We start from the raw sequence: 25924 nt of genomic DNA, 5'->3' as shown, positions 1-25924 counted from the left end.
AAAGCTCCATGAAGAAATTACTCAACGATCCGTCAGATGTAGTCGACGAGATGGTCGATGGAATTGTCGCCGCGTATCCGAATCGCACACGCAGATTGGACGACACGAAGGTAGTCGTACGAGACGATGCACCGGTCGACGGAAAGGTCGGCGTCGTGAGCGGTGGTGGAAGCGGTCACGAGCCAACACACGCGGGCTTCGTTGGCGAAGGAATGCTCGACGGTGCGGCTGCGGGTGAGGTATTCACCTCACCGACCGGTGACGAACTGAGTGAGATGATTCAGGCCTGCGACGGTGGTGCAGGAGTGCTGTGCGTCGTCAAAAACTACGAAGGCGACGTGATGAACTTCGATACCGCCGCCGAAATGGCCGAAATAGAGGGTGTCGATATGGTTGAGCAAGTCGTCGTCAACGACGATGTTGCAGTTGAGGACTCGACGTACACCTCCGGGCGGCGGGGTGTGCAGGGGACGATCTTCGTCCACAAGTGTGCTGGCGCGTTAGCAGAGCGCGGCGCAGCTATCGAGGAAGTGACCCGCGTAGCGGAGAAAGTCGTTGACAACGTTGGTTCGATGGGAATGGCGCTCACTTCGTGTGTGACGCCCGATAAGGGCGAACCAACGTTCGATATCGACGACGACGAAATCGAAATCGGTATCGGAATCCACGGAGAACCTGGTGTTGAACGTACTGAGATCATGGAGGCCGACACCATCGCCGAACGTCTCACCACCGAGGTGCTCGACGATGTTCAACCGTCTGGTGAGGTTGCCGTTATGGTCAACGGCATGGGTGGCACGCCTCTCTCTGAGTTGTTCGTTGTCAACCGCCGCGTTCAAGAACTCCTCGAAGACGAGGGGCTTGAGATGTGGAACACGTGGGTCGGTGACTACATGACCTCACTCGACATGGAAGGCTGTTCGGTCACCGTGCTTGATCTCGACGACGAACTGAAGGATCTGCTCAGCGCACCGACTGACGCGCCCGGGTTCAAGACGAAATAATCTAATCCGTGGCAACCACAACGAATTATATCGGGTGGAACCCCCAGGCTGGAGAACACTATGGAAAAAACTGACCGACAACGTGAGGCAGTATTTGCAGCGATAGAGAATGTCGCGGCCCGGCTGGCCGAGGCGAAGCCGTATCTGACTGAACTTGACTCTGCGATTGGCGATGCAGACCACGGTTCGAATATGGACCGTGGGTTCGAGACAGTTGTTGAGAAAATTGAGGAAGAACGAGACAGCGATATCGACGACATCATCAAAGCCGTCGGTGTGGCGCTCATCTCGGAAGTCGGTGGTGCTGCTGGCCCGCTGTACGGTGGGTCGATAATGCACGCGAGCGATCAACTGTCTGAGGGCTTGACTCCGGAGTCGACGGTTGCGTTCGGGGAAGCGTATCTCGAAAAGCTCACAGACCGTGGTGGAGCAAGCGTTGGTGATAAAACAATGGTCGACGCTGTAACGCCTGCTGTTCACACGTACAAGAAATCCATCGAGAATGACGACCTTCCGGCTCAGGAAGCACTAGCCAAGGCAGTCGACGCTGCTCGACGTGGTGTTGAGTTCACGGTGCCTCTACGAGCGAACAAGGGACGTGCATCCTACCTCGGCTGGCGATCAGTCGGTCACAAAGATCCGGGTGCGGCGAGCACCCTGTTGATACTCGAAGCGATCTTAGAGTCGGCTGAGGACTCTCTCGACGAGAGTGATCTTGAACAGGACGCGACGTCACCGACAATCCCCGATGAGGGGAAGGAGGAGTAATCGATGGTTGGTATTCTCGTCGTCTCACACAGCCTGAAGGCGGCAGAAGGTATCTGCGAAATCGCAGCCCAGATGGGGAACGCGGATGTCCCTATCGTTCCTGTTGGAGGCGGTCCCGACGGCAGTATCGGAACGTCGGTCAACGACATCTCTGCTGCACTTGATGAACTCGGCGACGCGGATACCGTCGTTATCCTCGTCGATCTCGGAAGTGCGGTTCTCAACGCGGAGACTGCTCTCGATCAGTTCGAGGGCGAGGCGGCCATCGCGGATGCACCAATTTTAGAGGGTGCACTCAACGCCACGATTGAAGCAACGAGTTCCAAAGCGACTCTCGAATCGGTCGTCAGCTCCGCAGAAGAGGCCAGCGAGCTATCCAAGGTGTAGCCGGTCGCGGACTGCCTCACGCGTTTCGCTAGCAAGCACGCTTTCGATAAGCGTCGCGTCCGAGTCCGCCGCTGTTACTGCTGCTTTCACCGCGGGAATTGTTACAGCACTCATGCTGAGTTCGTCGACTCCGAGTCCCACGAGGAGCGGCGTCAGTTCTGGCTCCCCAGCCATTTCACCGCAGACACCAACCCACGCGCCACCCTGATGACCCTCACGGACTGTCCGATCGATGGCCCGCAGCACCGCTGGATGGAGTGGATCGTGGAGATCAGTGACGGCTTCGGATCCGCGGCTGGCCGCCATCACGTACTGCGTGAGGTCGTTTGTGCCGATACTCAAGAACTGCACACGTTCGGCGAATTCGCGCGCGCAGAACACCGCAGACGGTGTTTCGATCATCACTCCGAGCTCGGGAACAGTATGGGCAATGTTCTCACTCGTGAGATCATCGCTGACCGATTCGACTCGGGTGAGCACCTGATCGAGCTCAGCCACTGTCGCTACCATCGGGAACATGACCGCGAGATCGCCGGCACCGTCGGCACCTGCTCGCAACAGTGCTCGCAGTTGCGTCTCGAAGAGATCGGCGTTCTCATCAAGTGACAGCCGAATCCCGCGAGCGCCCAAAAAGGGATTTTCCTCGTCAGGGAGGTCAAGATACGGGATTGGCTTATCACCGCCAGCATCGAGCGTCCGAACAACAACGCGGCCAGTGGGAAACGCATCAAGCGCTGCACGGTAGGTTTCGTACTGTTCCGTCTCGGTCGGTGGCGTCTCACGATCGAGAAAGAGAAATTCGGTCCGAAACAGTCCGACACCGTCTGCGCCGCGCTCGACGGCCGGAGCCAACTCATCAGTTGTACCGACGTTCGCAGCAACTTCAATAGCACGACCGTCGGCAGTCGTCACCTGCTCTGTCCTGATCTCGACAGTAGCTGCTTCGGTAGCGGGCGTCGATTCTGGATCGACGACGACCGTACCAGCGTCGCCGTCTACAAGAACCTCTGTGCCGTCCTCGATGTCAGATAGTTCTTCACCGACATCGACGACGGCAGGAATTGCAAGCGAACGGGCAAAGATAGCAGAGTGTGAGGTGCGGCCTCCCCCGACCGTGGCGATGCCAGCAACAGCATCAGGATCGAGACGAGCGGTATCGCTGGGCGCGAGATCCTTGGCCAGCAGGACTGTTCCGTCGGGCAACTCCGATAGGTCGACTCGGTCGCTGTCTGTTAGTATTCGGAGTAGGCGGTCACGCAGATCCCGGAGGTCAGCGGCGCGTTCGGCGAATCGGCCTTCCATGCTCTCGAACTGTTCAATGTGAGATCCGAACGTCTCAGCAACCGCTTCCTGAGCTGTCGATCCTGCTTCGACGGTTTCCTCGACACCCTCAGTGATCTGTGGATCATCAAGGAATCCGAGGTGTGCTTCGAACACCTCTGCCTCGGCGTCCCCGATTCGATCGGCTGTTCGCTCGCGCTCGGTTTCGAGTTCATCGCGGGCAGTGTCCCGGGCTTGCTCAAACGTCGCTAGCTCTGTTTCAGGGTCGATCGATTCTGACGCATCAACACCGGAGAGCTCAACCTGCGGGTCATACCACTGGACGGTACCAACCCCAGCCAGCGGCGTTACACCGGTACCGGAAAGCGTTGTCATCCCACTGCCTCTTCGGTCGATAGTACGTCTTCAAGGGCATCGAGCGCAGCAGTTGCGTCGTTACCGTCGGCGATAACGCTAACCCTCTCACCGTGCTCTACGCCGAGTCCAGTAACCGCAAGCATACTGCGGGCGTTCACGGGATCGTCGCTTCCGTCGGCTGGTCCGATGCGAAGCTCACATTCGAATTCATTCGCTGTCTGAACGAACCGGGATGCAGGGCGTGCGTGGAGCCCCGCCTCCGGAACGATCGTGACGACTCGCTCCATCGGCATTCATCGGTTCTTTTTCGACAGGAGAACTAAACTCTTTGTTCCTCGCCTTGCCTCTACATCCAATTGGAATGAAGTTTCATGAACAACACTGGCCATCAGACGGTCAGTATTGCCGACGTTCGTGGTTCTGCTGTTCGGCCGCTGACGTGAACTCCGAGAGTAGCCCGAGGACTGCTGTAATACAGACGAGACAAAAAATGGACGGCATCTAAAACGACAAAAAACTTTATAATGATTGTCTGTGTATGTACTGGTGACACAACACATAGAATACAGGAGTACAAACGGTGACGTGGCAGCTAGATCAACGCGAACAAACACATACGAAACACAAGACCATGTACGAACGAACACACAACTGGACACAAACTGCCAGCCAAGGCATCAGCATGGAGGGAGCGTGTCATGGCCGATGAGGAAAACTGGACTCCACAGTATATAAACGAAATCGTGGGGACGTTCATCCTCATCTTTTTCGGCGACGGATCAGTTGTCGTGTCCATTCTCACGGAGGCGTACGGCCTGTTCGGTGTCGCTATCCTGTGGGGGTTCGCCGTGATGTTCGGGGTGTACTGGGCAGGTGGTGTCTCGCAGGCACACATCAATCCCGCGGTCACGTTGGGATTTGCTGTCTGGGGTGACTTTCCGTGGCGCCGCGTCCCCGGTTATATTGCGAGCCAACTGCTCGGAGCATTTCTCGCGGCAGCAACGCTCTGGTTCACGTGGCAAGGGTGGTATCAAGCATTCCATCAGGCTAACGGAATTTCACCAGGGGATCCCGGGAGTTCGATTACGGGAATGACTCTCTGGACGTTCTTCCCAAACCCGGCGTTCGCCGGCGTGGTCGTTGGCGACGCAAGCAGCCTCACGGAGGTCGCAAACCTCGTCTCGTTCGAGCAAGCGTTCTTCAGTGAGGTCGTCATCACGGCGATTCTCGTCGGAGTCATCTTTGCACTCGCCGACGCCGAAAACGAGATGGCACCCAGCGCGACTCCAGGGCTGTTCGCATTCCTCGTCGGGCTGCTGGTTGCCGCCCTCGTTCAGTACGAGGCACCGATCAGTATGGCCGCATTAAATCCGGCGCGTGACCTCGGTCCGCGTATCTTCGGATATCTCGTCGGCTACGGAAACATCGCTTTTCCTGGCCCGCGTGGTGGGTGGTGGCTGCCGACAGTTTCGACCATCGTTGGTGGTATCATCGGTGGCGGAATCTACGAGTACTTAACGCACCGGTACATCGATGAAACGTCCGACGAAGAACCCAGAGAGCCGGGCGAAGGACCACGAGAAGCGGTTGAGGAGGCTACTGAGTAACGTGAGACCGGCTTCGATTCGATCTGCTGGTCTCTCCTACCGTCAGCGATGCTCATCTGCCCTGTCGAAAGAGGAAGTAGGTCATAACACCGAACGTCGCTCCCACGGAGACAGAGAGGAGTAGCGCAGCGCGGAGCTGTCCCATGACGAGGCCCGCAACGATGATACCAGCTCCGACCACGACGAACACACCCAACGCGTTGATCACCGCATCGTCCATACGTCACACCTACGAGCCACCGATTATGAAAGGACAGGTCACGACCCATCAGACGATCTTGACGAACCGCGTCCAGCTACGAGCATTCATCGACTGCGTGGAGGTATGGTATGAGTGATGATGAGATCGTAGAGAACAACGAGACGAGTAATCCCATCACGACCAGGGAGTATCTCCGATTCGCCTTCCTGAATCCGCTCAGCCTCGTCGGTCTTGGTGTCACCATCACCGGTATCGTACTGGTTGTTCTCATTGGTCCAAACGGAAGCAGCGTCGGATTGAGCTCTCTCCCGACGATTGGAGGCCTTCTACTGCTTGGCGGGATGCTCCTGTTCGCGCTTGGATACACCAGTGCTCAACACCGAATCAGAGATCGCGGATGGTAGCCTCGTTCCACGGCCGTAGATTGTAGCACGAGAGATAGCTCTGAGGGTCCTGCAACACCAACATACGATTCACGCCGGAACACACGTGCAGTTCTACAACCGGTGTATACGGCTCATTTTACGACGATCGCGGAGAGTCCTCCACAAGATGGACCGAGATAGTACCAATATCTGAATCAAATTTTATGTTAATGCAGAGTCTAGTCTTCGATATGGGTGCAGAAACAAAACGTGCTACCCGTCAGCTGTTTATCGGCGGCGAGTGGGTGGCCACCGAAGCGTTTCTTGAGGTGATGAACCCCGCTACCGGCACCATTGCCGGGCGCGTCGCCGCAGGTGCACCCGACCACGCAGAGGCAGCACTCGCGGCCGCCCACGCTGCCACACGTCGGATGCGTGAGACAACCATCGTCCAGCGCGCCCGATGGCTCGAAGCGATTGCTGATGGACTGCTTGAGCGCGAAGACGAACTCGCCGAAACCATCGTCCACGAAGCGGGAAAGCCTGTCACGAGTGCCCGCGGTGAGGTGAGGGCAGCTGCAGAGCGATTCCGTCGGGGCGCAGAAGAGGCCAGATCGCTTCGGGGTGAGTTTCTCGAAGGGAGTACGCGGGGCCACGAGGGCTGGCAGGCAATCGTGAAACCTCAGCCCGTCGGGACGGTTCTCTGTATAACACCGTACAACTACCCGCTGTCGACCACTGCACTGCACGTGGCACCGGCGCTGGCAGCAGGCAATAGCGTCGTCGTGAAACCGGCCAGTGAGACACCGGTGAGTGCTGTCATTCTGACTGATGTCATTGCGAACATCGATCTGCCAGACGGTGCTTTCAATTTGGTCACGGGTCGGAGCAGGGATATCGGTGATGTCCTCGCCAGCGACGATCGGGTTGATGCCATCGCAATGACTGGCTCCTCGGCCGCAGGGAAACGTGTCGCCCAACAGAGCGGGATGGTCCGTCTCCATTTAGAGCTCGGTGGCAACGCTCCAGCAGTCGTTTTCCCCGACGCCGATCTCGCGGTTGCCGCGGCTGCCTGTGCTCGGGGGGCCCTCAAGTACGCTGGCCAGCGCTGTTCAGCTATTAGCCGTGTTCTCGCACACGACTCAGTGCACGACGAGCTAGTTGAGGCGATCGACGAGCGAATGGACAACTGGGTTCAGGGCGATTTGTTCGATGGCGATACCGATCTCGGGCCGCTCATCAGTGAACAACAGGCAGAGTGGGTCACAGAACTCGTTGTTGACGCCATCGACAGCGGGGCAACCCTCGTTCGGGGTGGTCATCGGTTCACGAGTGCAGACGAACTGCAAGAAATGAGCGACGCTCCGGCGGAGTCGATTAGTGACAATGAAGGACGCTGGTTCGAACCGACACTGCTTGCCGACGTGCCTGCGGAGGCACGCATCGTCAACGAAGAGCAGTTCGGTCCCGTTATCAGCGTGACACCGTTCGCCGAGGAAGCGCATGCACTGGATATGATTAATGGAAGTGATCTCGGTCTTGACGCCTGCGTGTTCACAGACGACTACGACCGAGCGCTGTCTTTAGCTGATCGTATCGAGGCGGGAGCAGTTTCCATCAATCGACCTCCCTCCCACGGCATCGGCGACATTCCGTTCGGTGGGACAAAAGATTCGGGCATCGGTCGAGAAGGAATTGGTTACTCCATCGAGGCATTTACCACGACAAAGAGCGTCGTTCTCTAGCCTGCTCTGGCTCTGTTACGCCACTTGTTCTGTTCGATCTGAGAGCAACCAAGATCTAATTTGAACTGGCGAACCGACCCCCAGAGACGTCCTGGGCTTTGGGTGGCGGTTACGGACTAACGATTGTTTCGGGGGATCTCACTGAAAGTGATACTCGCAGCTACGATTCTCGCTCTGATGTGAGTGGCCTCAGTCGACTCCCAACACTATACACGAGGACGGCGAATGCGCTAATCACTGCGCCGGTTTCGAATTGCCAGTAGAAGAGGTCTCTGTTAGTTACTGCATTCAGAGCAGGATCGTATCCACGCAGATGGAAGTTCATCTGAATGATGACGTTGTCGATCACGAACATGCTCAGGAAGAACCCACAAAAGCTAACGAGTCCAACATATTTCGTCCATCGTCGACACGTCTGCTGTGAGAGTCCACGACGGGTCGTGTCCCAATAGACGAATCTCGCAAATGCAAACACAATAAGGAGTGAAAACGGAATTGAAGTAGTAACATTGAGCATGAGATGAATAGTCTTCACGTATATCCTTCCACTATCTGTCGGATGGATATAAATACTATCATATGAGTATTCATATGATGGATTACAACGCTTTCCAAGTGTGTCGGTTACGGTGAAGTGAGGATACGAAGACTGCAAGGAGACGTTAACTCAGGAGATGTTCGATGTGTTGTAAACAAGACAGTGTAAATGTTGAACATATATAATTGCAGTGATGTAAGTGATTGTCAACAGAAATCGATACTTCTATTACAACTATTCTATACAGAATTTACTATGTCATCTCGGTGCATAGATGTGTGATCCACGATTGTCGAAATAGTGTTGCGGTAATTGACAATGTACTCTTGTGTGCCAAGTCAGATCTGATGTATCATCTCCGAATTTCATCCATGAATATTCTAACTCGTTCACACAATTAACTAAGGCATAGATGACGTCTGATGTATTTATGGATAATGTTTTTATACAGCTTCCTAATAGAGTCGTTTCGTGAAGCGGATAGTTGCGGATATACGAGCCGGTGAGAATGTCAGATAGAGGCACACGAGAGGTACGTGTGCGCGTTACTCCGGAATCCGGTGAGCCAAGCACGTGCACTCTCACAGATGTTCGATGGGCAATTATTCGACGTGCGGACTCGGCCCTTCTTTACTGTCGAGACTGTGAGAGCGTACTCAAGTCCTATCGAACGTCAGAGAGCCTTGATGAACCGTATACCTGTCCGAGATGCTATCAGTATATGGATCTCGTGAAAGAGATTCACCGCTTGGACACAGTTGTCGACGAGTCAGATTGGGTGTGGGGTGATGAAAAAGAGAGATTAGAGAGCTAATACACGGGAAGTCATTTCGAATCGAAGCGAGCACTTGATATCTTGTTATCGAATTACGTCTCTGTCATAGTTTTCTCATAGGAGCACTCTGTGTCATGTCCTATCGAAGGAAACTGATCGACAGAACAAGCACATTCAAAAGCGAATAACCAATCCACTCACTTAGTGTCTGATAGCTCCGAACCAGTTAGCAATTAGCTTTTAATAAGTTGATGAATAGCTTATTCGATTGCTTTCGCAGTGCTCCTTGCCTATCTCTCTGCAGTCTTCGTATTACTCACTCGCATCGACGAGTGCCTCCGCGTCTGGGATCCCGTGGCCCTGATAGTCCGTATCGACACCGTCGATAGGGGTGGCAGTTTCACGGAGCAGCGTTGCAAGCGTATCGGCGTCCCATTCGGGATTTGCAGCGAGTCCGAGTGCGGCGACGCCGCAGACGGCAGGGGATGCCATTGAGGTCCCGTGGTATCTCAGGTAACCATTCTCGTCTGGAATTCCATCGGGTATCGACGAGAGAACGTCGACACCGGGACCAGCAACATCGATTTCTGGACCGTGGCTGGTGAAGGAGGCCGGGGCTTTATTCTCGTCGACGGCAGCGACCGCAATGCACTCGTCGTACGCTGCGGGATAACTAACTGAACCACCGCTGTTTCCAGCTGCACAGATCGGGAGCACACCGTTCTCGCGGGCGTATGACACGGCGTCTTTCATCACTTGTGTCGGTTGAGAGCCACCGAGACTCATATTGATCAGGCGTGCCCCGTTGTCGACTGCGTTCTGCACGGCAGCAGCGATATCATCCGATCGTCCACCCGCTGGATTGAGTGCTCTATACGACAGTAACGACGCGTTGCTGACGCCAGCGATACCACTGTTATTATTAGTTGTCCCAGCAGCGATCCCAGCGACGTGAGTCCCGTGGCTCTCATACGTGGTCACACACTGGGTACCGGAACTCGTCGCGACTTCGACTTTAGCACCCTCTGTGGTCCATTCGGGGAATGGATCGTCATCTCTCCCGGTTTGCTGGGTCTGAGAACAGCCGGATGATAGATTAAGACTCGACAGTAGATTTATTCCGGATAAGAGACCACCACCAGCAGAAGATAGTTTAAATGTCATGAAGTCGTGGCCCTTATCACCGCCAAATTGAGAAACAAGATCCAAATGATTGTAATCGATCCCCTGATCGATGACGGCGATGGTTACGTCGGATTGGGTATTGAATCCGACGTGGTCCCACGCAGCTGGCGCGTTCACTAACTGAGGGGCGTACTGATCAGAGAAGCCTGGGTCTGAGGGGACAGACGTGCTCGAAATGATTCCCTGTGGCTGGTAATAAGTGACGTCCTCAACGTACCGTACCCCCTCGTTCTCACGAATGGTAGCCGCCATCGTAGAGGCGTCACTTTCAGTACTTGTCGGCACTGTGAGTGTCATAAATCCGAGTGACTCATTCGTCTGAAGTACGCGTGTATCCGCCGTCAACTCGACTCCCAAAAGATCGACAGCTATATCATCGGGAGATTTGTCGTCGGTTACCCCGACGACGATCTCCTTTCGGTTGGGACGATCTGTTTCCGAGGCGGTCACAACACTACTAGTCGCAACACTTGCTCCAATGAGACTGACAGTCTGGAGCAAGGCCCGACGACTCACATATGTATCGTTCTTTTGCATACCGAATTGGAAATATCGTAGTGAATATATGTACTCTCTCCCGGTTATACAAGGTCATTTACTAATCTCGATATATGAAGGTTTATATACATTAACATCTGAAATGTGTGGTTGACATGAATCCACATTAAAATAAATAGATACTGACAATATCGATATCGGAGAACAGTCATGGTGAGAATTCGTGACAATAGGACAGAAAGAACGGTTAAGAAAGCAAATAGAGTCGGGAATTCTCGTCGATGGGAATTTGGAAAATGTGGTATTATATCAAAGTCTACATATTCGGACACTGTCTTCTCTATTGTTGGAATCGAACATTTGTCTTCAACTATGACTCTCTGAGATAATTATCTCTGATAGCTATCCAGTGGCCGGTTTGATAATCATTATTATATTATTTCAGCCATATGGTAAGTGGCTATACGTAAGCGTGATTCTTGAGCATACAAACTTTAATTACGATATACAGTTATTGATTAAGGAATAGATCTAATTGAATAGTTGTAGCGTGTCAGCCACACGTCCAGCTCTTTGAGATGGATTTAACAATCGGACTATACAGCTCTCATAATTCACGAGACTGATTTTAATTCTCTTCAGGTGTTTCTAATTGGCAATATCATTGATATCGGGTGGCACGTGTACCAACGTAGAATACAACCCAGCAGCACTATGCGTACTCATTCTCGGAGATATATTTGTTCTATATTTAATATCTCTAAGAGATTGTAACTTTACAGCGGTAATAATGTAATTACTGACATAGAATATTTCAAGTTGTATCTTACATCATTATTCTTGGGGTAGAAGAATGGGAATCAGTGTACATTGGCATTTCTATATGCGTCAGACAGTTCGATATTATTCACTCTCGCGTCGATCAATTTGACATCTAAAGCTATATTGCCAGTAACCACGACACTCGGTTCATGCCAGGTGCCCGCGTTACCGATAGTGAGCGAATCACGCTCCGAACAGTCGAACAGGAGGATATCCAATTCATCCAACGTTCACTGGCGAATCCCGAAATTCGCTATCCGATGGGCAACCCGGTCATGAATCAAGCGCAGGTTGCGGATCACCACGAAGACAACGACTCCGATCGATTTCTCGTCTGTCTCGAAAATGACGCCGGGCCTAGCCAACCCGATGCAGACAGTATGACGTCAATCGCGTGTCGAGAAGACGATAATGCTGTCGACAGCGTGACGCGAATCGGTCTCATTTCTGTAAGTGACGCTGATTGGAAACGGCCCGAACTCGCCTACTGGCTCATCCCAGAGGTACACGGTCACGGCTACGGCAAAGAGGCAGTCTCATCGGTCATCGAGTACGTCTTCCGGACGTACGATACCCCCGCTGTCGGTGCGGAAGCTTACGATTACAATGATGCTTCTCGTGGCTTATTGAAGTCGCTCGGTTTCACCAAGGAGGGATGCCGCCGTATGTTTATGTTCATCGAAGGTGAGTACCGGGATATGATTCAGTACGGGCTTCTCCGACGAGAGTGGTACAACCAGAAGTGATCCAATTATCGCGTTGTGAAATTCATTGAGTGAATCACCTGATCGTCAATGTTCGAAGATTAGACGCTATGGACCCCTGTCTTGGGAGTTAAGCCATACGCTCGTAAGTTCGTACCCAGCGGTGTCACAGAACGATCGGCGTGGGGGTCCCAGCTGATGGAACGGTATTTCGACGTGTGAGTAGTTCGAAGCTCCCTGATCAGTGATTAGGTCGGATCGCAACTGATCGCTGTGGTCGTGTGATTACAACCAAATTGAGAGCAGCAGGAATGACGAGGATCGTCTCTGATACGGTTGACTGATTCATATACGAAGAATGCTATTTACAGCAGAGAGCAGACGGTACTGCGCTGAATCTATTGCCAAGCTCACGTTCGCATTTGAATGGATATGTATGAAACAACGGAGCAGTAGTGATAATTTCGATTGCAGACGATAGTTCAAGCATGTATTTTCCATCGTGATATAGTTGGTTTTGGTTTGTCCCAATAGAACTGTTTACTCCTTTTCAAAGATTGGTTGGAATCAAACATCATAAAGGTGATGGACATAAGTTGCAGTGCCAGCGTCCCCTGCTCGATAATCGAGTGAAATCAGCGCGCTTAATATAGCTCTCAATTGACGACCAAAACCAGACTTAAACGTCGTTGTAGGTCCTGTATGGGCCATATATACGATGAATACGTCTTTAGGTTGGTCACATCTCAAGCGTCGTGATCTCGTAATAGACGGCTGACTTTGATTGACAATAGAGCAATTAATCATCGTATGAGGTGTGATGCAGAATCTTAATACGCTCAATGTTCTGTTTCATACGTTATTTTGCCAAACTAAAAACATCTGGACAAAATCTGTTGTAATTGTATGCCAAAGTATTCCAAGAGTGGATTCTACAGCCGAAAGACTCACTCACGCACGATCTTCCGTCCGCTTCACACTCACTCATTTTGAGTAGTCACTTCTAAATTCTAATTATCATATTGGCTAGTTCGTGACCAAAAATAGATTACAGGTGTACAAGTGTAACGCCCATCTCTGATGCTGTAATTGTCTACGTCAGATGCGTGGTGGCTGCGGTCTTTCCCATCGTTCGGATTATTGAGGTAACTGTGGGTAGTAAAGAAGCACAGAAAAATGCCACACGCTTCGAGTCAGGTGACCCAATGTGCATGCCGGCACACAGCGCTGTAACCGGATCATCATTCCCTTGCTATCAAGCGTAGCGGAGTTTGATTCGAACGGTTTCGGCGATGTTCCGGATTCGTTCGGGCATCGTTTCCTCGAATCGCTCTCCATTCAATCGGCTGATGGGACCGGAAACAGTAATCGCTGCGTTGGGTCTATCATCACGGAGGATCGGCGCTGCGACGCTGTGAATGCCTTCAATACGATCCTGTCGGTCAAAGGCGATGCCTTCATCCCGGATGTGTGTGAGTTCGTCCAGAAGTTCCTCACGAGATGTAATACAGTTCGGGCCGTGTTTAGGGAGGCCACGACGGTCGATGATCTCGTGTACGCGTTCTTCCGACATGTGGGCAAGAAGCGCCTTCCCTGCAGCCGAAGAGTGAATGTGAAGTCGAATACCGGTGTGCGTGTCGATATCGATTGCCTCCTCTCCCTTCGCTATGTAGACGTGGGCAGCAAGTCCGTGATCAGCGACGACGAGGCTCACCTCATCGCCAAACTCATCTGCTAGCTGATCGATCTTCGGTTTCGCAAATGTGTAGAGTCGAGTGCCACCACGAAGCCAGCCACCGTTCTCTAAAAACCGATAGCCAACATTGTACTTATCTCCTCGCTTTACAACGTACTCACAGTCGTAGAGCGTGCTTAGGTGGCTATGGACAGTACTGACTGGGATATCCAACGTCGATGCAAGCTCGGACACGCCTGCATACCCCTCTGCATCGCGGAGTGCGTGAAGCACCCGGAACGTCGTCCGAACCGCCTTGATTCCATCACCTGTGGGCATACCCATTCATTCTCTAATGAAATGTAAAAGCTTCCGATCATGGTAAAAGCAAATCGAGTACTCGAGATGTGCTGTGTTATACTTTCGACCATGATGAAAATCCACGAGTCGTCGTCCGAAATCGGAAAATGATCCTGCGGTCAGTGCCATCATGCAATCGAACACCATGCGTGCGGATCTGGTACGTCGAGGAACGCATCAATCAACGTCTGATAAACGTATCGGGCGTGAGATTCGTATTCAGCGATACTGAACTCCATCATCTTTTATTGTACTTCTAATTAGTTTCAATCTGATATCGAGGCATCATGAACGGCTCGAATTTCGGAGAATCGGTGTGGTGAAACAGTCCTCGATCAGCATAGGTGCTGATGAGAATCTGTCCTTATCATTCACGCAAGAGAGACACAGTCCACAAGGACAGCTACGAGCACGAACCGCAGTCGAGACCAGAGCCTGAAGAACGGAGGCACCGACTGTCCACGTGGCTCATATCGAAGGACGAATGAATCACTCAGCACGAGACGGTAACGGGTTGCGGTCTCAGGGAGAGCCCGCGAACTGTTTGAGCTGTTGCAGTTTCGAGGCACCGTTGACGACCGACTCGACGGGATCCGTTGGGTCCTCGTGTTCATAGACAATCCAGTCAACCCCTGCTTCGATGGCAACCCGTCCAGCACGCTCGACGTCGAGATCGCCGTTTCCGAGATTGGCGAATGATTCGTCTTCGACGGAGACATCCTTCAGATGGACGGAAGCGAGACGATCTTGGATATCCACCATGAGTGAATACGGATCAACTCCAGCAAGAATCGCCCAGCCAAGATCGAGTTCGAGTTCGACGGCACCGGCCGTCTCATCGACGAGGAGGTCGAAATGGGTTCTATTACCGAGGCTAGCGAATTCGTGTCGATGGGTGTGATAGAGAAAGCGGAGACCGCGCTCTGCGAACGATTCGGCAGTGGCATCGAGAAACGCGGTTGTCTCGCGGGTCGCCTTTGCAGACTCGAAGTGTGAGGAGTCGAGGTACCCAAGAATCACCGTATCGCAGTTGAGGGCTTCACAGGCAGTATTAATCGAAGCAGTTGCTTCTGGAATATCTGCGGCACCGACGGTTAGACCAGCGACTTCGAGATTGGTTTCCTCAAGCGCGTTCAGGGTTTGCTTGGTCGGGTGACCGTTGTACACCATTTCGACACCATCGACGCTCGTCTCTGCCGCGATTCGAACCTTTGTCGATTCCGTGACATCGAAACCGTTGAGAGTGTAGAGTTGAATCGCCGTTCTACTCATACTTATTCCATGCCCGTCACGTATTTAGATATACTGTTTGTTCAATTTCGATGGAGTGTGTCCAGGACCGTATCCTAGTCATCCAATCTGTGCTACTGTTTTCAGTCATCGACGGGTTCTGGTGTGAGAGTACCGGATGTCACCATCGCATCGAGCGGGTTGTCTTCGATATCGAGCGGGAGGTCGACGCGACCGTGACTGCGAGCCGATTCCCACGCACCGAAGATGAGTTCGGTCGATCGGAGGGCGTTTTCTCCACAGAGGAGTGGTGCGTTCTCTCCACCGATAGCGTCGACAACATCCGCTAGGGCGCGAGTGAGAACGGTCTGTCCCTTCCAGTTCTCGGCATCGCGGCGTCCGTGTACGTCCTCGTTGTTCGTTTCGAGTTCCGTCCACGTCTCGCCGTCGCGTTTGATTCTGAGCACAGGACCGTCTTCGCCCGTCGCAAAACCGACGCCGATTTCGATGATCCCTTCGCTTCCGACAAGGCGGTTGTGACAGGCGACGCCGTCAGCACCGCTTCCAACGCCAGTCGTGGCGAGGCCGTGAACACCGTTCTCGTATCGCCACTGGACCAATCCCTGATTTTCGTTGTGCGAACCGAACAGCCGGTTCACATCACGATAGTCGATCTGTCCGATCACCCATTCCGGCGTGGCTTCCCCGGCGTAAAAGTTGCTGAGATCGAACGAGTGCGTCCCGTAGTCAAAGAGGTTAGGTGAGGAGAATTCGACTCGTTCGAGCGCACCGATCTCTCCAGCGTCGAGGAGTTCCTTCGCTTTCGTGAACGGTGTTCCAAAGCGGCGCTGATGGTTGAACGTGAGCTGAACGTCGTGCTCGTTTGCCGCCTCAACCATCCGACGACAGTCGGCCCAGTTGTCGGCCATCGGCTTTTCGGTGTGGACTGCCTCGGTTACCCCACTCTCGATACAACCGAGCGTAATGTCCGCGTGGACCGCTGGCGGCACCGTGACACTAACGATGTCTGGCTCGACTGCTGTCAGCATTTCTTCGTAGTTCTCGTAGACGTTCTGTGCATCGATTCCCACGTTGTTGGCGAACGCCTCGGCGTTCTCGCGGACGATGTCTGCACAAGCCTCCAGCGTACAGTTGTCGAGACGGCTGTACGATTCGGCGTGTTTGTACGCCATCGCGAATCCAGTCGCGTCCGGCTGATCGGGGTCCTTCCCGGTGCCGACGAACGCGATGCTGTAATCTTCCATGATTGACCTACGGATGGTTCCTCACGATCCCACGACATAATCTTTCCCTTCCGCATCAGTACACCCTACAGTGTGAACAACGCGCCGTTTGTGCCCGTACGGTGTCGCATCTCTCCCGCTCACAGTAGCTATCGCTTCGCATTCGATAGCAATCTCACAGCAAACAGAAACACTCAATGGCGAGGACCGAACGGTGCGTACTATGGTTCGCACAGCCGTAATCATGGGTATGATTGGGCATCTTGACGATAACGCTGCCCGCACCATCGCACGCGTCGGTGAGGCTAACTACGACGGAATCGAACTCGGAAGCGACCCTCTCTCCGAGGACAGTGTTGATGCCCTCGCTAGCGCGGGTCTTGAGGTGACGAGCGTCATGACCGGACTCGATCAGATCCACTCCCCTGAGGAAGAACTTGTCCCGACGTGTCGACAGCTAGACTGTGACCGAGTCGTTCTCGGTTGGCTCGACGAGACGTACTACGAATCGCTCGAAGCGACGAAAGAAACCGCGGCGTTGCTCAACGACTGTGTCGATCTGCTAGCAGAGCACGGTCTCACCCTCTGCTATCACAATCACGACCACGAGTTCACTCGGTTGGACGATGCCGAGGGACGAATGGCGTTCGAGGTGCTCGTCGACCATCTCGACGAACGAGTGGAATTCGAGTTCGATGTCGGCTGGGTCGGAACTGCTGGCGTCGATCCGATCGAGGTCCTCCACACGTATGGTGACCGAACGCCACTGATTCACCTCAAGGATATGGTTTTCGAAGCGGGTGAATCGGTCCGACTCGGGGAGGGTGATTTGGACGTTGCGGGTGTTGTTGAAGCCGCTGTCGAGACGGACGTCACGTGGCTCATCTACGAGCACGAACAGCCAGACGACGCCGACACCTCGATGCGCAAAGCAGCCACACAGCTGAACGAACACGTAGAGCAGATCGAGGAGTTCGTCCAATGACACTGCGCATCGGTATGCTCGGCTACGGCTTCATGGGGAAGGCACACACGAACGCGCTCGACCGTCTTTCGTTGTTTTTTCCCGACGCTCCGGACGTCGAACGCCACATCCTCGTTGGTCGGCACGCAGTTGATGAGGCAGCCGAGCGGTACGACTTTACCCACACGACCGACGACTGGACGGCCGCGCTCGACGAAATCGACGTCCTGTTGAATCTTGGGCCGAATCACCTCCACGCCGAACCCTCTATCGCCGCCTTAGAGCGGGACATCCACGTGCTCTGTGAGAAGCCCCTCGCGTCGACACGTGATGAGGCCGAACGAATGGCAACAGCGGCGGACGCCTCGTCTGCCGTCTCGGCAACCGGCTTTAACTACCGCTTCGTTCCTGCAATCCAGCATGCAAAGCGGCTCATCGAGGCAGGCGAGCTGGGCGACATCCGTCATTTCCATGGCCGGTACGTCAACGGGTACCTGACAGACGAAACGGCTGGTTGGTCGTGGCGACTCTCGAAGGAACACGCGGGCGCGGGTGCTCTCGGTGATCTCGGCTCTCACACCATCGATCTCGCACGGTATCTCGTCGGTGATATCGAGACCGTCACCGGCCACACACGTACATTTACGAACGAACGGCCGTGGGGAGAGGGCGAGACCCGAAAGGTCGATGTCGACGACGCCTACTCGGCACAGGTCGACTTCGAGAACGGCGCGATGGGGATTCTGCAGGCGAGTCGGCAGGCACACGGGGAGACGAACAACAACAACTTCGAAGTCCACGGAACTGATGGTGCTGTGAAATTTGATCTCGCGCGGCTCAACGAACTCGAAGTTCACCACGGTGACGACCGCGGCTTCCAGACGGTGCTTGTCACCAACGACGACGATCCGTACGGCGATGTCTGGTGGCCGCCGGGCCACGTCATTGGCTGGGAGCACACGTTCGTTCACGAACACTACGAGTTCCTCACCGCGATCGAGTCGGACGGCAAACACAGTCCTGATTTCGAGGACGGTGCTGCAGTCCAGCGGATCATCGATGCGGTCCAACGGAGCGACGAGTCAGGACAACGGATCGTACTGTAGCAAACGACGGTCGCAGCTCAAATAAGGAGCCCCAGAGCTCAACTTGGATACTGTATCACATACTGTGTACTAAATACCAAAAATTATATATCATAGCAAATCGGTTGTGATGGCACAACGGACCATGGCGAGAGAACCTACTACGAAGACTCGGCGGCAGTTGCTTCACACAGCTGGACTCATCGGCGTCGTGGGCGTCGCCGGCTGTATGGGATCAAACAACGAATCAGGTGGGAATGGATCCGGTGGCGGCTCCTCGACCACTGCTGCGTGGATTGGAGAGGCAGGAGACGGGAATCTCACGAAGAAACACTACAACCCGCTCAACTTCAAGGAGCAACAGGCCGCTATCTATAATTATATCTGGGATCCGTTCGCCGCGCAGAACGATTTCACTGGAGAGTACTACCCGTATCTGATCACCGACTGGTCAGTCGGGAAGGATGCGATGCAGCTACAGCTCCGCGATGGGCTGACGTGGTGGGACGGATCGAAGGTCGATTCGAAGGATCTCGCGTCCACACTGAAGCTCGAATTCCTCGTGAACGGCGCGCCAGAGACCATCGACACAATCTCGGAGAAAGACAAAACGACGGTCGAAATCGGGCTAAAAGAACCGACGAACGCGAGCATTCTCGAACAGACTATCCTCACAAAGAGGTTGAACATCAAACACGACGTGTTTAAGAAGTACGTTTCCCAGTACGATCAGGCGTCCTCGGATGACGTTCAACAAAAAGTACGTGAAAAGCTGGTCAACGACAAGATCGGTGAGCCATACGGGCATGGTCCGTGGCAGGTCGATCAAGTAACACCTGGAAAAATCACATTAAAGAAATACGATAAGCATCCGGACGCCGATAAGATCAACTTCCCGACGGTGGAGTTCAATCAGATGGGTGGTGGAAATCAGAAGCGATGGGGAGCGATAAAGACCGGGAATCTCGATGGGACGAAATCGTTCGTGGAAAGCTCTGTCGGAGAGACATTCCCCGACGCGATCAAACACAAAAACTATCCGGCCAACTGGGGAATGGGACTGTGGTTCAACCACGACGATCCGGTGTTGAAAAAACGGAACGTCCGATGGGCGATCGCCCACCTCTTCGACCGGAAGACGATCGCAAAGAACTCCGATGCGACGAAGAAGCCAGTGAAGGTTCCGGACGGTATCACCAACGCGGCGACGGACAAGTGGCTCGGTGACCTTACCGGAAAGATGAAAAAATACGAGAAGGATACGGCCAAGGCAGAGCGTCTCCTGAAAAAGGAGGGATTCACGAAGAAAGGTGGCACATGGCACGAACCGAACGGCAAGAAGTTCTCGCTCCCGATCAACGTCCCTGCCGGCTGGAGCGATTTCACCCTCTCCGTCCAGACGATGGTCTCTCAGTTGAAGAACTTCGGAATTCAATCGCAAGTGAAAACGAGCGACTCCAGTTCTTATCTCAGCGACCTGTGGCCGAACGGTAACTTCCGGGTGGCAACCTACGGATGGGCTGCGGGTATTGCCTATCCGTATTACACGTATCGGCTCACGTACGCCGATCAGGAAGTGCAGGGTGCAATTAGTCCGCCGGACACTGTGAAGATCCCACCGGTCGGGAAGCCCAACGGAACACTGAACACCGTCGATCCGAACGATGTGCTCGGCAATCTCGAAAAGAAAGTCGATAAATCCACCGAGAAGAAGCTCATGCAAAAACTAGCATGGCTGTACAACTACACTCTCCCGTGCCTTCCCGTTCAGGAGAAACTCGATCAGATCTGGTACAACACTGACGGCTGGGAGTATCCATCGAAAGACGACAAAGCCATGACGTACTACGACGGTCTGTTCTCGTGGCTTCCACGTCAAGGGAAACTGAAAGCGACCCAGTAGCGTATTGACGTCGTACAGTTCGTCCCCGTAACTATCTGTACACCACAGAAAACGATGATCAGTTCGGTCATCGGAGTCGATTCACGCGTGTAGTGGTTGACGGTTCGATATCGTCGTCGAATTCGAGTTGGCTGGACTCGTCCGACCCGACGTGGTTACCGTGTGTCGTAGTAGTATGGCGTGTTCAATACCATACTTTTATTATGAATCATCTGATGATTCCTACTATCGAGTCATGAGTGGACAGATAACTGATCGGTGGGAGGAGACATCGGGCTGGCGAGCAGCTCGGGCGTGTGGGTGCAATACATGAATACGAGATATCTCGTCAAACGGGCACTCTATGCGTTGGCAACAATTTACGTGGCAGTAAGCCTTACATTTTTTCTCATTCGGCTACTCCCCGGTGGTCCCAAAACGTACATCAAGAACAAGCTCATGAAGAGTCAGACATCCATGTCCGTGGAGGAAATCAACAATCTCGCCGCTGCGTACACGAACGTGTACCCAGACCAGCCGCTGCACATGCAGTATCTTAGCTACATGACGTCCGCAGTGCAGGGCGATTTCGGGACATCGGTCTGGTTCGGTGAGCCGGTATCACAAGTCATCTGGCGGGCAATGCCGTGGACGCTGTTCCTCTCGACGACAACGCTGTTTCTCGGTCTGGTGATCGGGATTGTTGTCGGTGGGCTTATGGCTTACAACGAGGGAGGTCGATTCGACATCGGGATGACGACGTACACGCTGATATCCGGATCAATTCCCTACTACATGCTGGCGATTCTCCTCATCTACGTTTTCGGATTCATGTGGGGAGTCTTCCCAACGAGTGGAGCCTACGCATCTGGGGTCGAACCGGGCTTCAACCTCCCGTTTATGATGAGCGTCGCGTATCACGCAACGCTTCCGATCACGTCGATGGTGCTCGTTGCCTTCGGCGGGACGGCGCTCGGGTTGCGGAGCAACGCTATCAGTGAGCTCGGAGCGGACTACATCCGGGCGGCCCGGATCAGAGCGTTGCCCCAGCACCGAATCGCCCTCAGGTACGTCGCTCGCAACGCGATTCTCCCGATGTACACCGGGATCATGATGGGTATTGCAAGCGTTTTCGGTGGATCAATCATTCTTGAGCAGATCTTCGGATATCAAGGCGTCGGTTACATCATGTTCAAGGCGACTATGTCACGGGACTACCCCCTCATGATGGGTTCGTTCATCCTCGTGACGGTTGCCACTGTTGTCGGGATCTTCATTGCAGATGTCACATACGGAATGGTCGATCCGCGGATTGAGGCCGGAGGTGAGGGCCGTGAGTCATACTAACGACGACGGATCCAAGCCGGAAGACGGTCCGTTCGGGACGACGTCGAGCTACTCGACGACGCGGTCCGACCGCACTCGTCAGGCGCTCGATGAGTTCGTTCTCACGCCGTTTTCGATCATCTGGTCCGACGTTCGTGCTCGGCTCGGATTTCTCATCATCGTCTGCTACCTCCTTCTAGGAACCGTCGGTGTGGCGTTGGTCCACAGCCCGCAGCCGAATGAGACGGAACGGATGTTGGCTCCACTCCAACTGCTGCAGTATCCTCTCGGTGCCGACGCCCTCGGTCGCGGGATATTCGCACAACTAGTTCACTCGACACCGGCCATGCTGCAAATCATGCTATCGGGTGGACTCTGGGTCATCACCGTCGGCACGACCCTCGGAATGATCGCGGGATACAAAGGAGGGAAGCTCGACACCGCTATCATGTTCACTAGTGATACGGTGATGATGCTCCCAGGGTTGCCGTTGCTCATCCTCGTCGTCACTATTTTGCAGCCAAAGAGTCCGATCGTCCTCGGATTCATCCTTTCGCTCACGGGATGGGCCGGTCTCGCGCGAGCGATTAGATCGGAGATACTCTCGTTGCGCGAGGCAAACTACGTGGAAGCCTCTCGAATCATGGGGCTTGATACGGGTTACATCCTCAAGAACGATCTTCTCCCAAACATCATGCCGTACGTGCTAATCAACCTCGTTAACTCCATGAAGGGAATGATCTTCGCATCGATGGGGCTGTACTTCCTCGGTGTCCTCCCCTTCACGAACTTGAACTGGGGAATCATGCTGAACAACGCATACCAACAGTCTGGTGCGCTCTACACGTGGGAGGCGGCACACTGGTTGCTTGCACCGATGCTGACCGTGATGATTCTCGCATTCGGTCTCGTGATGTTCGCTCAAGGATGCGACAGGCTGTTCAACCCTCGCGTCAGAGCACGCCACGAAAAACGTACCACAACAGAGGAGTCGAATACTGAAGACTCACCGACGGTAATGGAGTCGAACTACTAATGTCACAACAACGATCTCGTCTCAATACTGGTCGGATGGACACGGTTCTCGAAATGCAGAATGCATCTGTTACGTTCTCGATGGATCGAGGCATCGCGCGTGTCTTAGACGATGTCTCGCTCGATCTCTATCGCCACGAGATCCTCGGTATCGTTGGCGAGAGCGGAAGCGGCAAGTCCATGCTGGCATCAGCGATGCTCGATGCAGTTGAGAAACCTGGCGAGCTGACCGGCGAAATAACCTATTACCCACAGGATGGTGAATCGATCGAACTCGTTTCTGCCTCGAAGAAAACGCTCTCGAACGTTCTCTGGGAGGAGATTGCGATGGTGTTCCAAGGGGCAATGAGTTCGTTCAATCCCACACTCACGATCCGTGGCCACTTCAGAGAGACCCTACAGGCCCACAATAAGAACGTCCGGGAGGGGATGGCTCACAGTCGGGAACTGCTGTCGGATCTGTATCTCGATCCAGATCGCGTACTCGATTCGTACCCCCACGAACTGTCGGGTGGAATGAGTCAACGCGCACTCATTGCGCTATCGCTCCTGCTCGAACCAGCAGTGTTGGTAATGGATGAACCGACGGCCGCGCTCGATTTGCTGATGCAGCGGTCGATCATCTCCCTGATGGAGAAGCTTCAGGAGAAGTATGACCTAACGGTCGTTTTCATCACTCACGACTTCTCACTCGTCGCGGATATCTCGGATCGACTTGGAGTGATGTATGCGTTTGACATCGTCGAAGTGGGTGAAACGAACACAATGACGAGCGATCCGGCACATCCCTATGCCCGTGCGCTGCTGAAGGCGGTTCCCGTTCTGGAGGGTCCGTTGGATAAGATGTCTGCGATCGATGGACAGAGTCCCGATCCCGTCGAGCGGTTGAACGGCTGCTCGTATCATCCCCGATGTCCGATCGCAACGGAACGATGCCAGCGGACGGATCCAGAGCTGCACGGTGTCGAAGGAGACGCTGATCACGTCGCTGCCTGCTTCCACACCGAAACAGCTCGTGATGAAATAGCAATAGATTTGGGGTGGACAGATGAGTAAAACAGCGCCCGTCGTTTCTCTCGACGATGTTTCGGTCCACTTCGAGGAGTCGACCGGACTGTTCGACTTCCGCTCGGAGCCAGATCGTGTTCGCGCAGTTGATGGCGTCTCGCTCGACATCTACTCGGGCGATGTCGTCGTGCTTGTCGGTGAAAGCGGCTGTGGGAAGACAACTCTCGGCCGAACCGCCATCGGCGTCCAGCGACCGACAGCTGGGTCGGTCACCTACCGTGGACAGAACATCTGGGATGCTCGTGAGAACAACGGCGATGTGGACATCGAGTTCGAGAAGATCCGACGGTCGCTTCAGATGGTCCATCAGGACCCTGGAAGCGCGTTGAATCCGAATCAGAAAGTCATTGCCACGCTGAGCGCTCCTCTCGAAAAGTGGCACTCGGATCTCTCCAAGGAGGAGCGACACGAACGTGTCTTCGAACTGCTCGACACAGTCGGTGTCCAGCCCGTCGAGGACTACGCGTTCCGGTATCCACATCAGCTTTCAGGCGGCGAGCAACAACGCATCGCGCTGATCCGGTCGCTTCTGTTGAACCCAGATCTTGTGCTCGGTGACGAAGCGGTGTCGGCACTCGATGTCTCGCTCCGGGTCGACATGATGGATCTCATGCTTGATCTCAGAGAGCGCTTCGAGACGTCGTTTCTGTTCATCAGCCACGATCTGGCGAACGCCCGCTACCTTGCAGAGAAAGCCGACGGACGCATCGGCATCATGTATCTTGGCGAACTCGTAGAGATTGGTCCGGCAGACCAAATAATCAAACAGCCAAAACACCCGTACACGAAGGTGTTGAAGTGGGCAACGCCGAGTATTCATTCCGATGACGATGGGCGATCGATCGATACGCCAGTCCGTGAGATTGACATTCCAGATCCAGTCGATCCACCTGCTGGCTGTCGGTTCCACACCCGCTGTCCTGTCGCCCGAGAGGCCTGCACGAAAGAGGCCCCCGATCTCTTGGATGTTGCGGGAAGTGGACAACGAACGGCGTGTTTCCGACAGGACTCGACCCACGAGTACTGGAATAGTCCGGAATTGGATGGTACTGACGATCGGATACAGCAAGAGCTAGATTTCTGACGGTCAGTACTCTTTTCGAATCGATCTAATTTTCATCAACAGGACAGCGTCGCGTGCATGTATCGTCTCTCGTCTCGCAAGGGTGCTGACCCATGACCGGTGCGTCTATCACGCGCGAAACGGATCGAATAACGATTAGATACGTTTGAGCAGTTGGATGGCGCCGATTCCAATGAGAGCGATCACGATCAGCATCGCACCCCAGATCCCAAACATCCCGGCGTAAACACCGTTTGTGATACTCATCCCGAGAAGAATGAGTAGGAAACCGAACGCAGCCATTGCAACCAGCAGCGACCGACGGACAGCCGATAGCACCCCAGTTACGACATCGATCGGTCCACTCTTCGTGTTCGTAGTTGGCATACCATCTTCGTTTGCGTCCAAACGTATTATATTTGTTCCTGAATGTTTGCCATTCGATCCATCACAAGACGTTGTGGCGGCGACAGAGATAGAGCATCGGCGCAAGAATGGCGACGATCAACCCATCGAGGACGAGCGTCAGAAAGGCAATAGGGTAGCTGGGTGCAGATGCAGGGATGAAAACAACGCTCAGCAGTGAAAAGAGTGCGAACAAGAGACTCAGACCGAACGCGATTGCGAGTACCCACGAGTAGGGACAGATCGTATTCAGAAATGGTTCGATCCCAGTCGCTTCTTTTTCACCACTCGCACGGTCCGAGCTAGACATCGCCTCGTACCCCCTCCTCTTTTTTTCCTTCCTCCCACT

Annotated in this window: 25 protein-coding genes; 15 read left to right on the top strand and 10 right to left on the bottom strand. The window is 53.9% G+C overall.

Going from position 1 to position 25924, the window contains the following annotated elements; genetic code table 11:
• Positions 1-8: 8 nt before the first annotated feature.
• Genes dhaK through dhaM form a run of 3 tightly spaced genes read left to right on the top strand, consistent with a single transcriptional unit; the run spans position 9 to position 2159 of the window.
• Entirely contained in the window at positions 9-1004 is a 996-nt protein-coding gene (gene dhaK / locus MW898_RS07695; RefSeq protein ID WP_248905965.1) for a dihydroxyacetone kinase subunit DhaK, read from the top strand.
• Positions 1005-1064: 60 nt separating this feature from the next.
• Positions 1065-1772 (top strand): dihydroxyacetone kinase subunit DhaL, encoded by a 708-nt coding sequence (dhaL, locus tag MW898_RS07690; RefSeq protein ID WP_248905964.1) that lies wholly within the window; start codon positions 1065-1067, stop codon positions 1770-1772.
• 3 nt (positions 1773-1775) lie between these two features.
• On the top strand, positions 1776-2159 hold the full coding sequence (dhaM, locus tag MW898_RS07685) for a dihydroxyacetone kinase phosphoryl donor subunit DhaM (protein WP_248905962.1): 384 nt from the start codon (positions 1776-1778) through the stop codon (positions 2157-2159).
• Here the strand turns inward: dhaM and ptsP are convergent.
• Positions 2145-3815: a phosphoenolpyruvate--protein phosphotransferase gene (gene ptsP, locus MW898_RS07680; RefSeq protein WP_248905961.1), complete on the bottom strand. Its 1671-nt coding sequence runs from the start codon at positions 3813-3815 to the stop codon at positions 2145-2147. The two genes, dhaM and ptsP, sit on opposite strands and share 15 nt — an antisense overlap.
• Positions 3812-4084, bottom strand: a complete 273-nt coding sequence (gene ptsH1 / locus MW898_RS07675; protein WP_248909726.1) for a phosphocarrier protein HPr — start codon at positions 4082-4084, stop codon at positions 3812-3814. Before ptsH1 ends, ptsP begins: the two co-directional genes overlap by 4 nt.
• Positions 4085-4495: 411 nt before the next feature.
• Here ptsH1 and MW898_RS07670 point away from each other — a divergent pair, with 411 nt between their 5' ends.
• Entirely contained in the window at positions 4496-5404 is a 909-nt protein-coding gene (locus MW898_RS07670) for an MIP/aquaporin family protein (RefSeq protein ID WP_248905960.1), read from the top strand.
• Positions 5405-5456: 52 nt separating this feature from the next.
• Here the strand turns inward: MW898_RS07670 and MW898_RS07665 are convergent, their stop codons facing one another.
• Complete coding sequence (locus MW898_RS07665; protein WP_248905958.1) at positions 5457-5624, bottom strand: hypothetical protein; 168 nt, start codon at positions 5622-5624, stop codon at positions 5457-5459.
• Positions 5625-5734: 110 nt separating this feature from the next.
• On the opposite strand from MW898_RS07665, the gene MW898_RS07660 reads away from it, so the two are divergent.
• Complete coding sequence (locus MW898_RS07660; RefSeq protein ID WP_248905956.1) at positions 5735-6010, top strand: hypothetical protein; 276 nt, start codon at positions 5735-5737, stop codon at positions 6008-6010.
• A 212-nt stretch (positions 6011-6222) separates the two neighbouring features.
• Positions 6223-7716, top strand: coding sequence for an aldehyde dehydrogenase family protein (locus MW898_RS07655; RefSeq protein WP_248905954.1), 1494 nt, complete (start codon positions 6223-6225; stop codon positions 7714-7716).
• Between the two features lie 160 nt (positions 7717-7876).
• On the opposite strand, the gene MW898_RS07650 is transcribed toward MW898_RS07655, so the two are convergent.
• Positions 7877-8251, bottom strand: coding sequence for a hypothetical protein (locus tag MW898_RS07650; RefSeq protein ID WP_248905951.1), 375 nt, complete (start codon positions 8249-8251; stop codon positions 7877-7879).
• A gap of 541 nt (positions 8252-8792) precedes the next feature.
• On the opposite strand from MW898_RS07650, the gene MW898_RS07645 reads away from it, so the two are divergent.
• Positions 8793-9068 carry a hypothetical protein gene (locus MW898_RS07645; protein WP_248905949.1) on the top strand — a complete coding sequence of 92 codons (276 nt, stop codon included), beginning with the start codon at positions 8793-8795 and terminating at the stop codon, positions 9066-9068.
• Positions 9069-9341: 273 nt separating this feature from the next.
• Here the strand turns inward: MW898_RS07645 and MW898_RS07640 are convergent, their stop codons facing one another.
• A complete protein-coding gene (locus tag MW898_RS07640) occupies positions 9342-10751 on the bottom strand; it encodes a S8 family serine peptidase (protein WP_248905946.1) in 1410 nt (469 codons plus the stop codon).
• A 932-nt stretch (positions 10752-11683) separates the two neighbouring features.
• Between MW898_RS07640 and MW898_RS07635 the strand changes: the two genes are divergently transcribed.
• A complete protein-coding gene (locus MW898_RS07635) occupies positions 11684-12280 on the top strand; it encodes a GNAT family N-acetyltransferase (protein WP_248905944.1) in 597 nt (198 codons plus the stop codon).
• Between the two features lie 1213 nt (positions 12281-13493).
• Here MW898_RS07635 and MW898_RS07630 read toward each other — a convergent pair.
• From MW898_RS07630 to MW898_RS07620, 3 genes are all read right to left on the bottom strand, one after another.
• The gene (locus MW898_RS07630) at positions 13494-14252 is read right to left on the bottom strand and encodes an IclR family transcriptional regulator (RefSeq protein WP_248905942.1); all 759 of its coding nucleotides are present in this window, start codon (positions 14250-14252) and stop codon (positions 13494-13496) included.
• A gap of 543 nt (positions 14253-14795) precedes the next feature.
• Entirely contained in the window at positions 14796-15545 is a 750-nt protein-coding gene (locus tag MW898_RS07625; RefSeq protein WP_248905940.1) for a sugar phosphate isomerase/epimerase family protein, read from the bottom strand.
• 101 nt (positions 15546-15646) lie between these two features.
• Positions 15647-16768, bottom strand: a complete 1122-nt coding sequence (locus tag MW898_RS07620) for a Gfo/Idh/MocA family protein (RefSeq protein ID WP_248905938.1) — start codon at positions 16766-16768, stop codon at positions 15647-15649.
• A gap of 202 nt (positions 16769-16970) precedes the next feature.
• Here MW898_RS07620 and MW898_RS07615 point away from each other — a divergent pair, with 202 nt between their 5' ends.
• The 7 genes from MW898_RS07615 to MW898_RS07585 all read left to right on the top strand — a co-directional run bounded on the left by MW898_RS07615 (position 16971) and on the right by MW898_RS07585 (position 25191).
• Entirely contained in the window at positions 16971-17732 is a 762-nt protein-coding gene (locus tag MW898_RS07615; protein WP_248905936.1) for a sugar phosphate isomerase/epimerase family protein, read from the top strand.
• Entirely contained in the window at positions 17729-18817 is a 1089-nt protein-coding gene (locus MW898_RS07610; protein WP_248905934.1) for a Gfo/Idh/MocA family protein, read from the top strand. Before MW898_RS07615 ends, MW898_RS07610 begins: the two co-directional genes overlap by 4 nt.
• Positions 18818-18941: 124 nt before the next feature.
• Positions 18942-20699: an ABC transporter substrate-binding protein gene (locus MW898_RS07605; protein WP_248905932.1), complete on the top strand. Its 1758-nt coding sequence runs from the start codon at positions 18942-18944 to the stop codon at positions 20697-20699.
• A 309-nt stretch (positions 20700-21008) separates the two neighbouring features.
• Positions 21009-22025 carry an ABC transporter permease gene (locus tag MW898_RS07600; RefSeq protein WP_248905930.1) on the top strand — a complete coding sequence of 339 codons (1017 nt, stop codon included), beginning with the start codon at positions 21009-21011 and terminating at the stop codon, positions 22023-22025.
• Complete coding sequence (locus tag MW898_RS07595) at positions 22012-23040, top strand: ABC transporter permease (RefSeq protein WP_248905928.1); 1029 nt, start codon at positions 22012-22014, stop codon at positions 23038-23040. Before MW898_RS07600 ends, MW898_RS07595 begins: the two co-directional genes overlap by 14 nt.
• Positions 23040-24095, top strand: coding sequence for an ABC transporter ATP-binding protein (locus tag MW898_RS07590; protein ID WP_248905925.1), 1056 nt, complete (start codon positions 23040-23042; stop codon positions 24093-24095). The genes MW898_RS07595 and MW898_RS07590 overlap by 1 nt, the downstream gene beginning before the upstream one ends.
• A complete protein-coding gene (locus tag MW898_RS07585) occupies positions 24088-25191 on the top strand; it encodes an oligopeptide/dipeptide ABC transporter ATP-binding protein (RefSeq protein ID WP_248905923.1) in 1104 nt (367 codons plus the stop codon). Before MW898_RS07590 ends, MW898_RS07585 begins: the two co-directional genes overlap by 8 nt.
• Before the next feature lie 135 nt (positions 25192-25326).
• Here the strand turns inward: MW898_RS07585 and MW898_RS07580 are convergent, their stop codons facing one another.
• Together MW898_RS07580 and MW898_RS07575 are read right to left on the bottom strand one after the other, a co-directional pair.
• Positions 25327-25557, bottom strand: coding sequence for a hypothetical protein (locus tag MW898_RS07580; RefSeq protein WP_248905921.1), 231 nt, complete (start codon positions 25555-25557; stop codon positions 25327-25329).
• A gap of 61 nt (positions 25558-25618) precedes the next feature.
• Positions 25619-25885, bottom strand: coding sequence for a hypothetical protein (locus MW898_RS07575; RefSeq protein WP_248905920.1), 267 nt, complete (start codon positions 25883-25885; stop codon positions 25619-25621).
• Positions 25886-25924: the final 39 nt, after the last annotated feature.

The sequence above is a fragment of the Halocatena marina genome, from assembly GCF_023276375.1.
Taxonomy (GTDB): Archaea; Halobacteriota; Halobacteria; order Halobacteriales; family Haloarculaceae; genus Halocatena; species Halocatena marina.
Note: the sequence above shows the minus strand (reverse complement) of the source record. Positions and strands in the feature narration are given on the sequence as shown.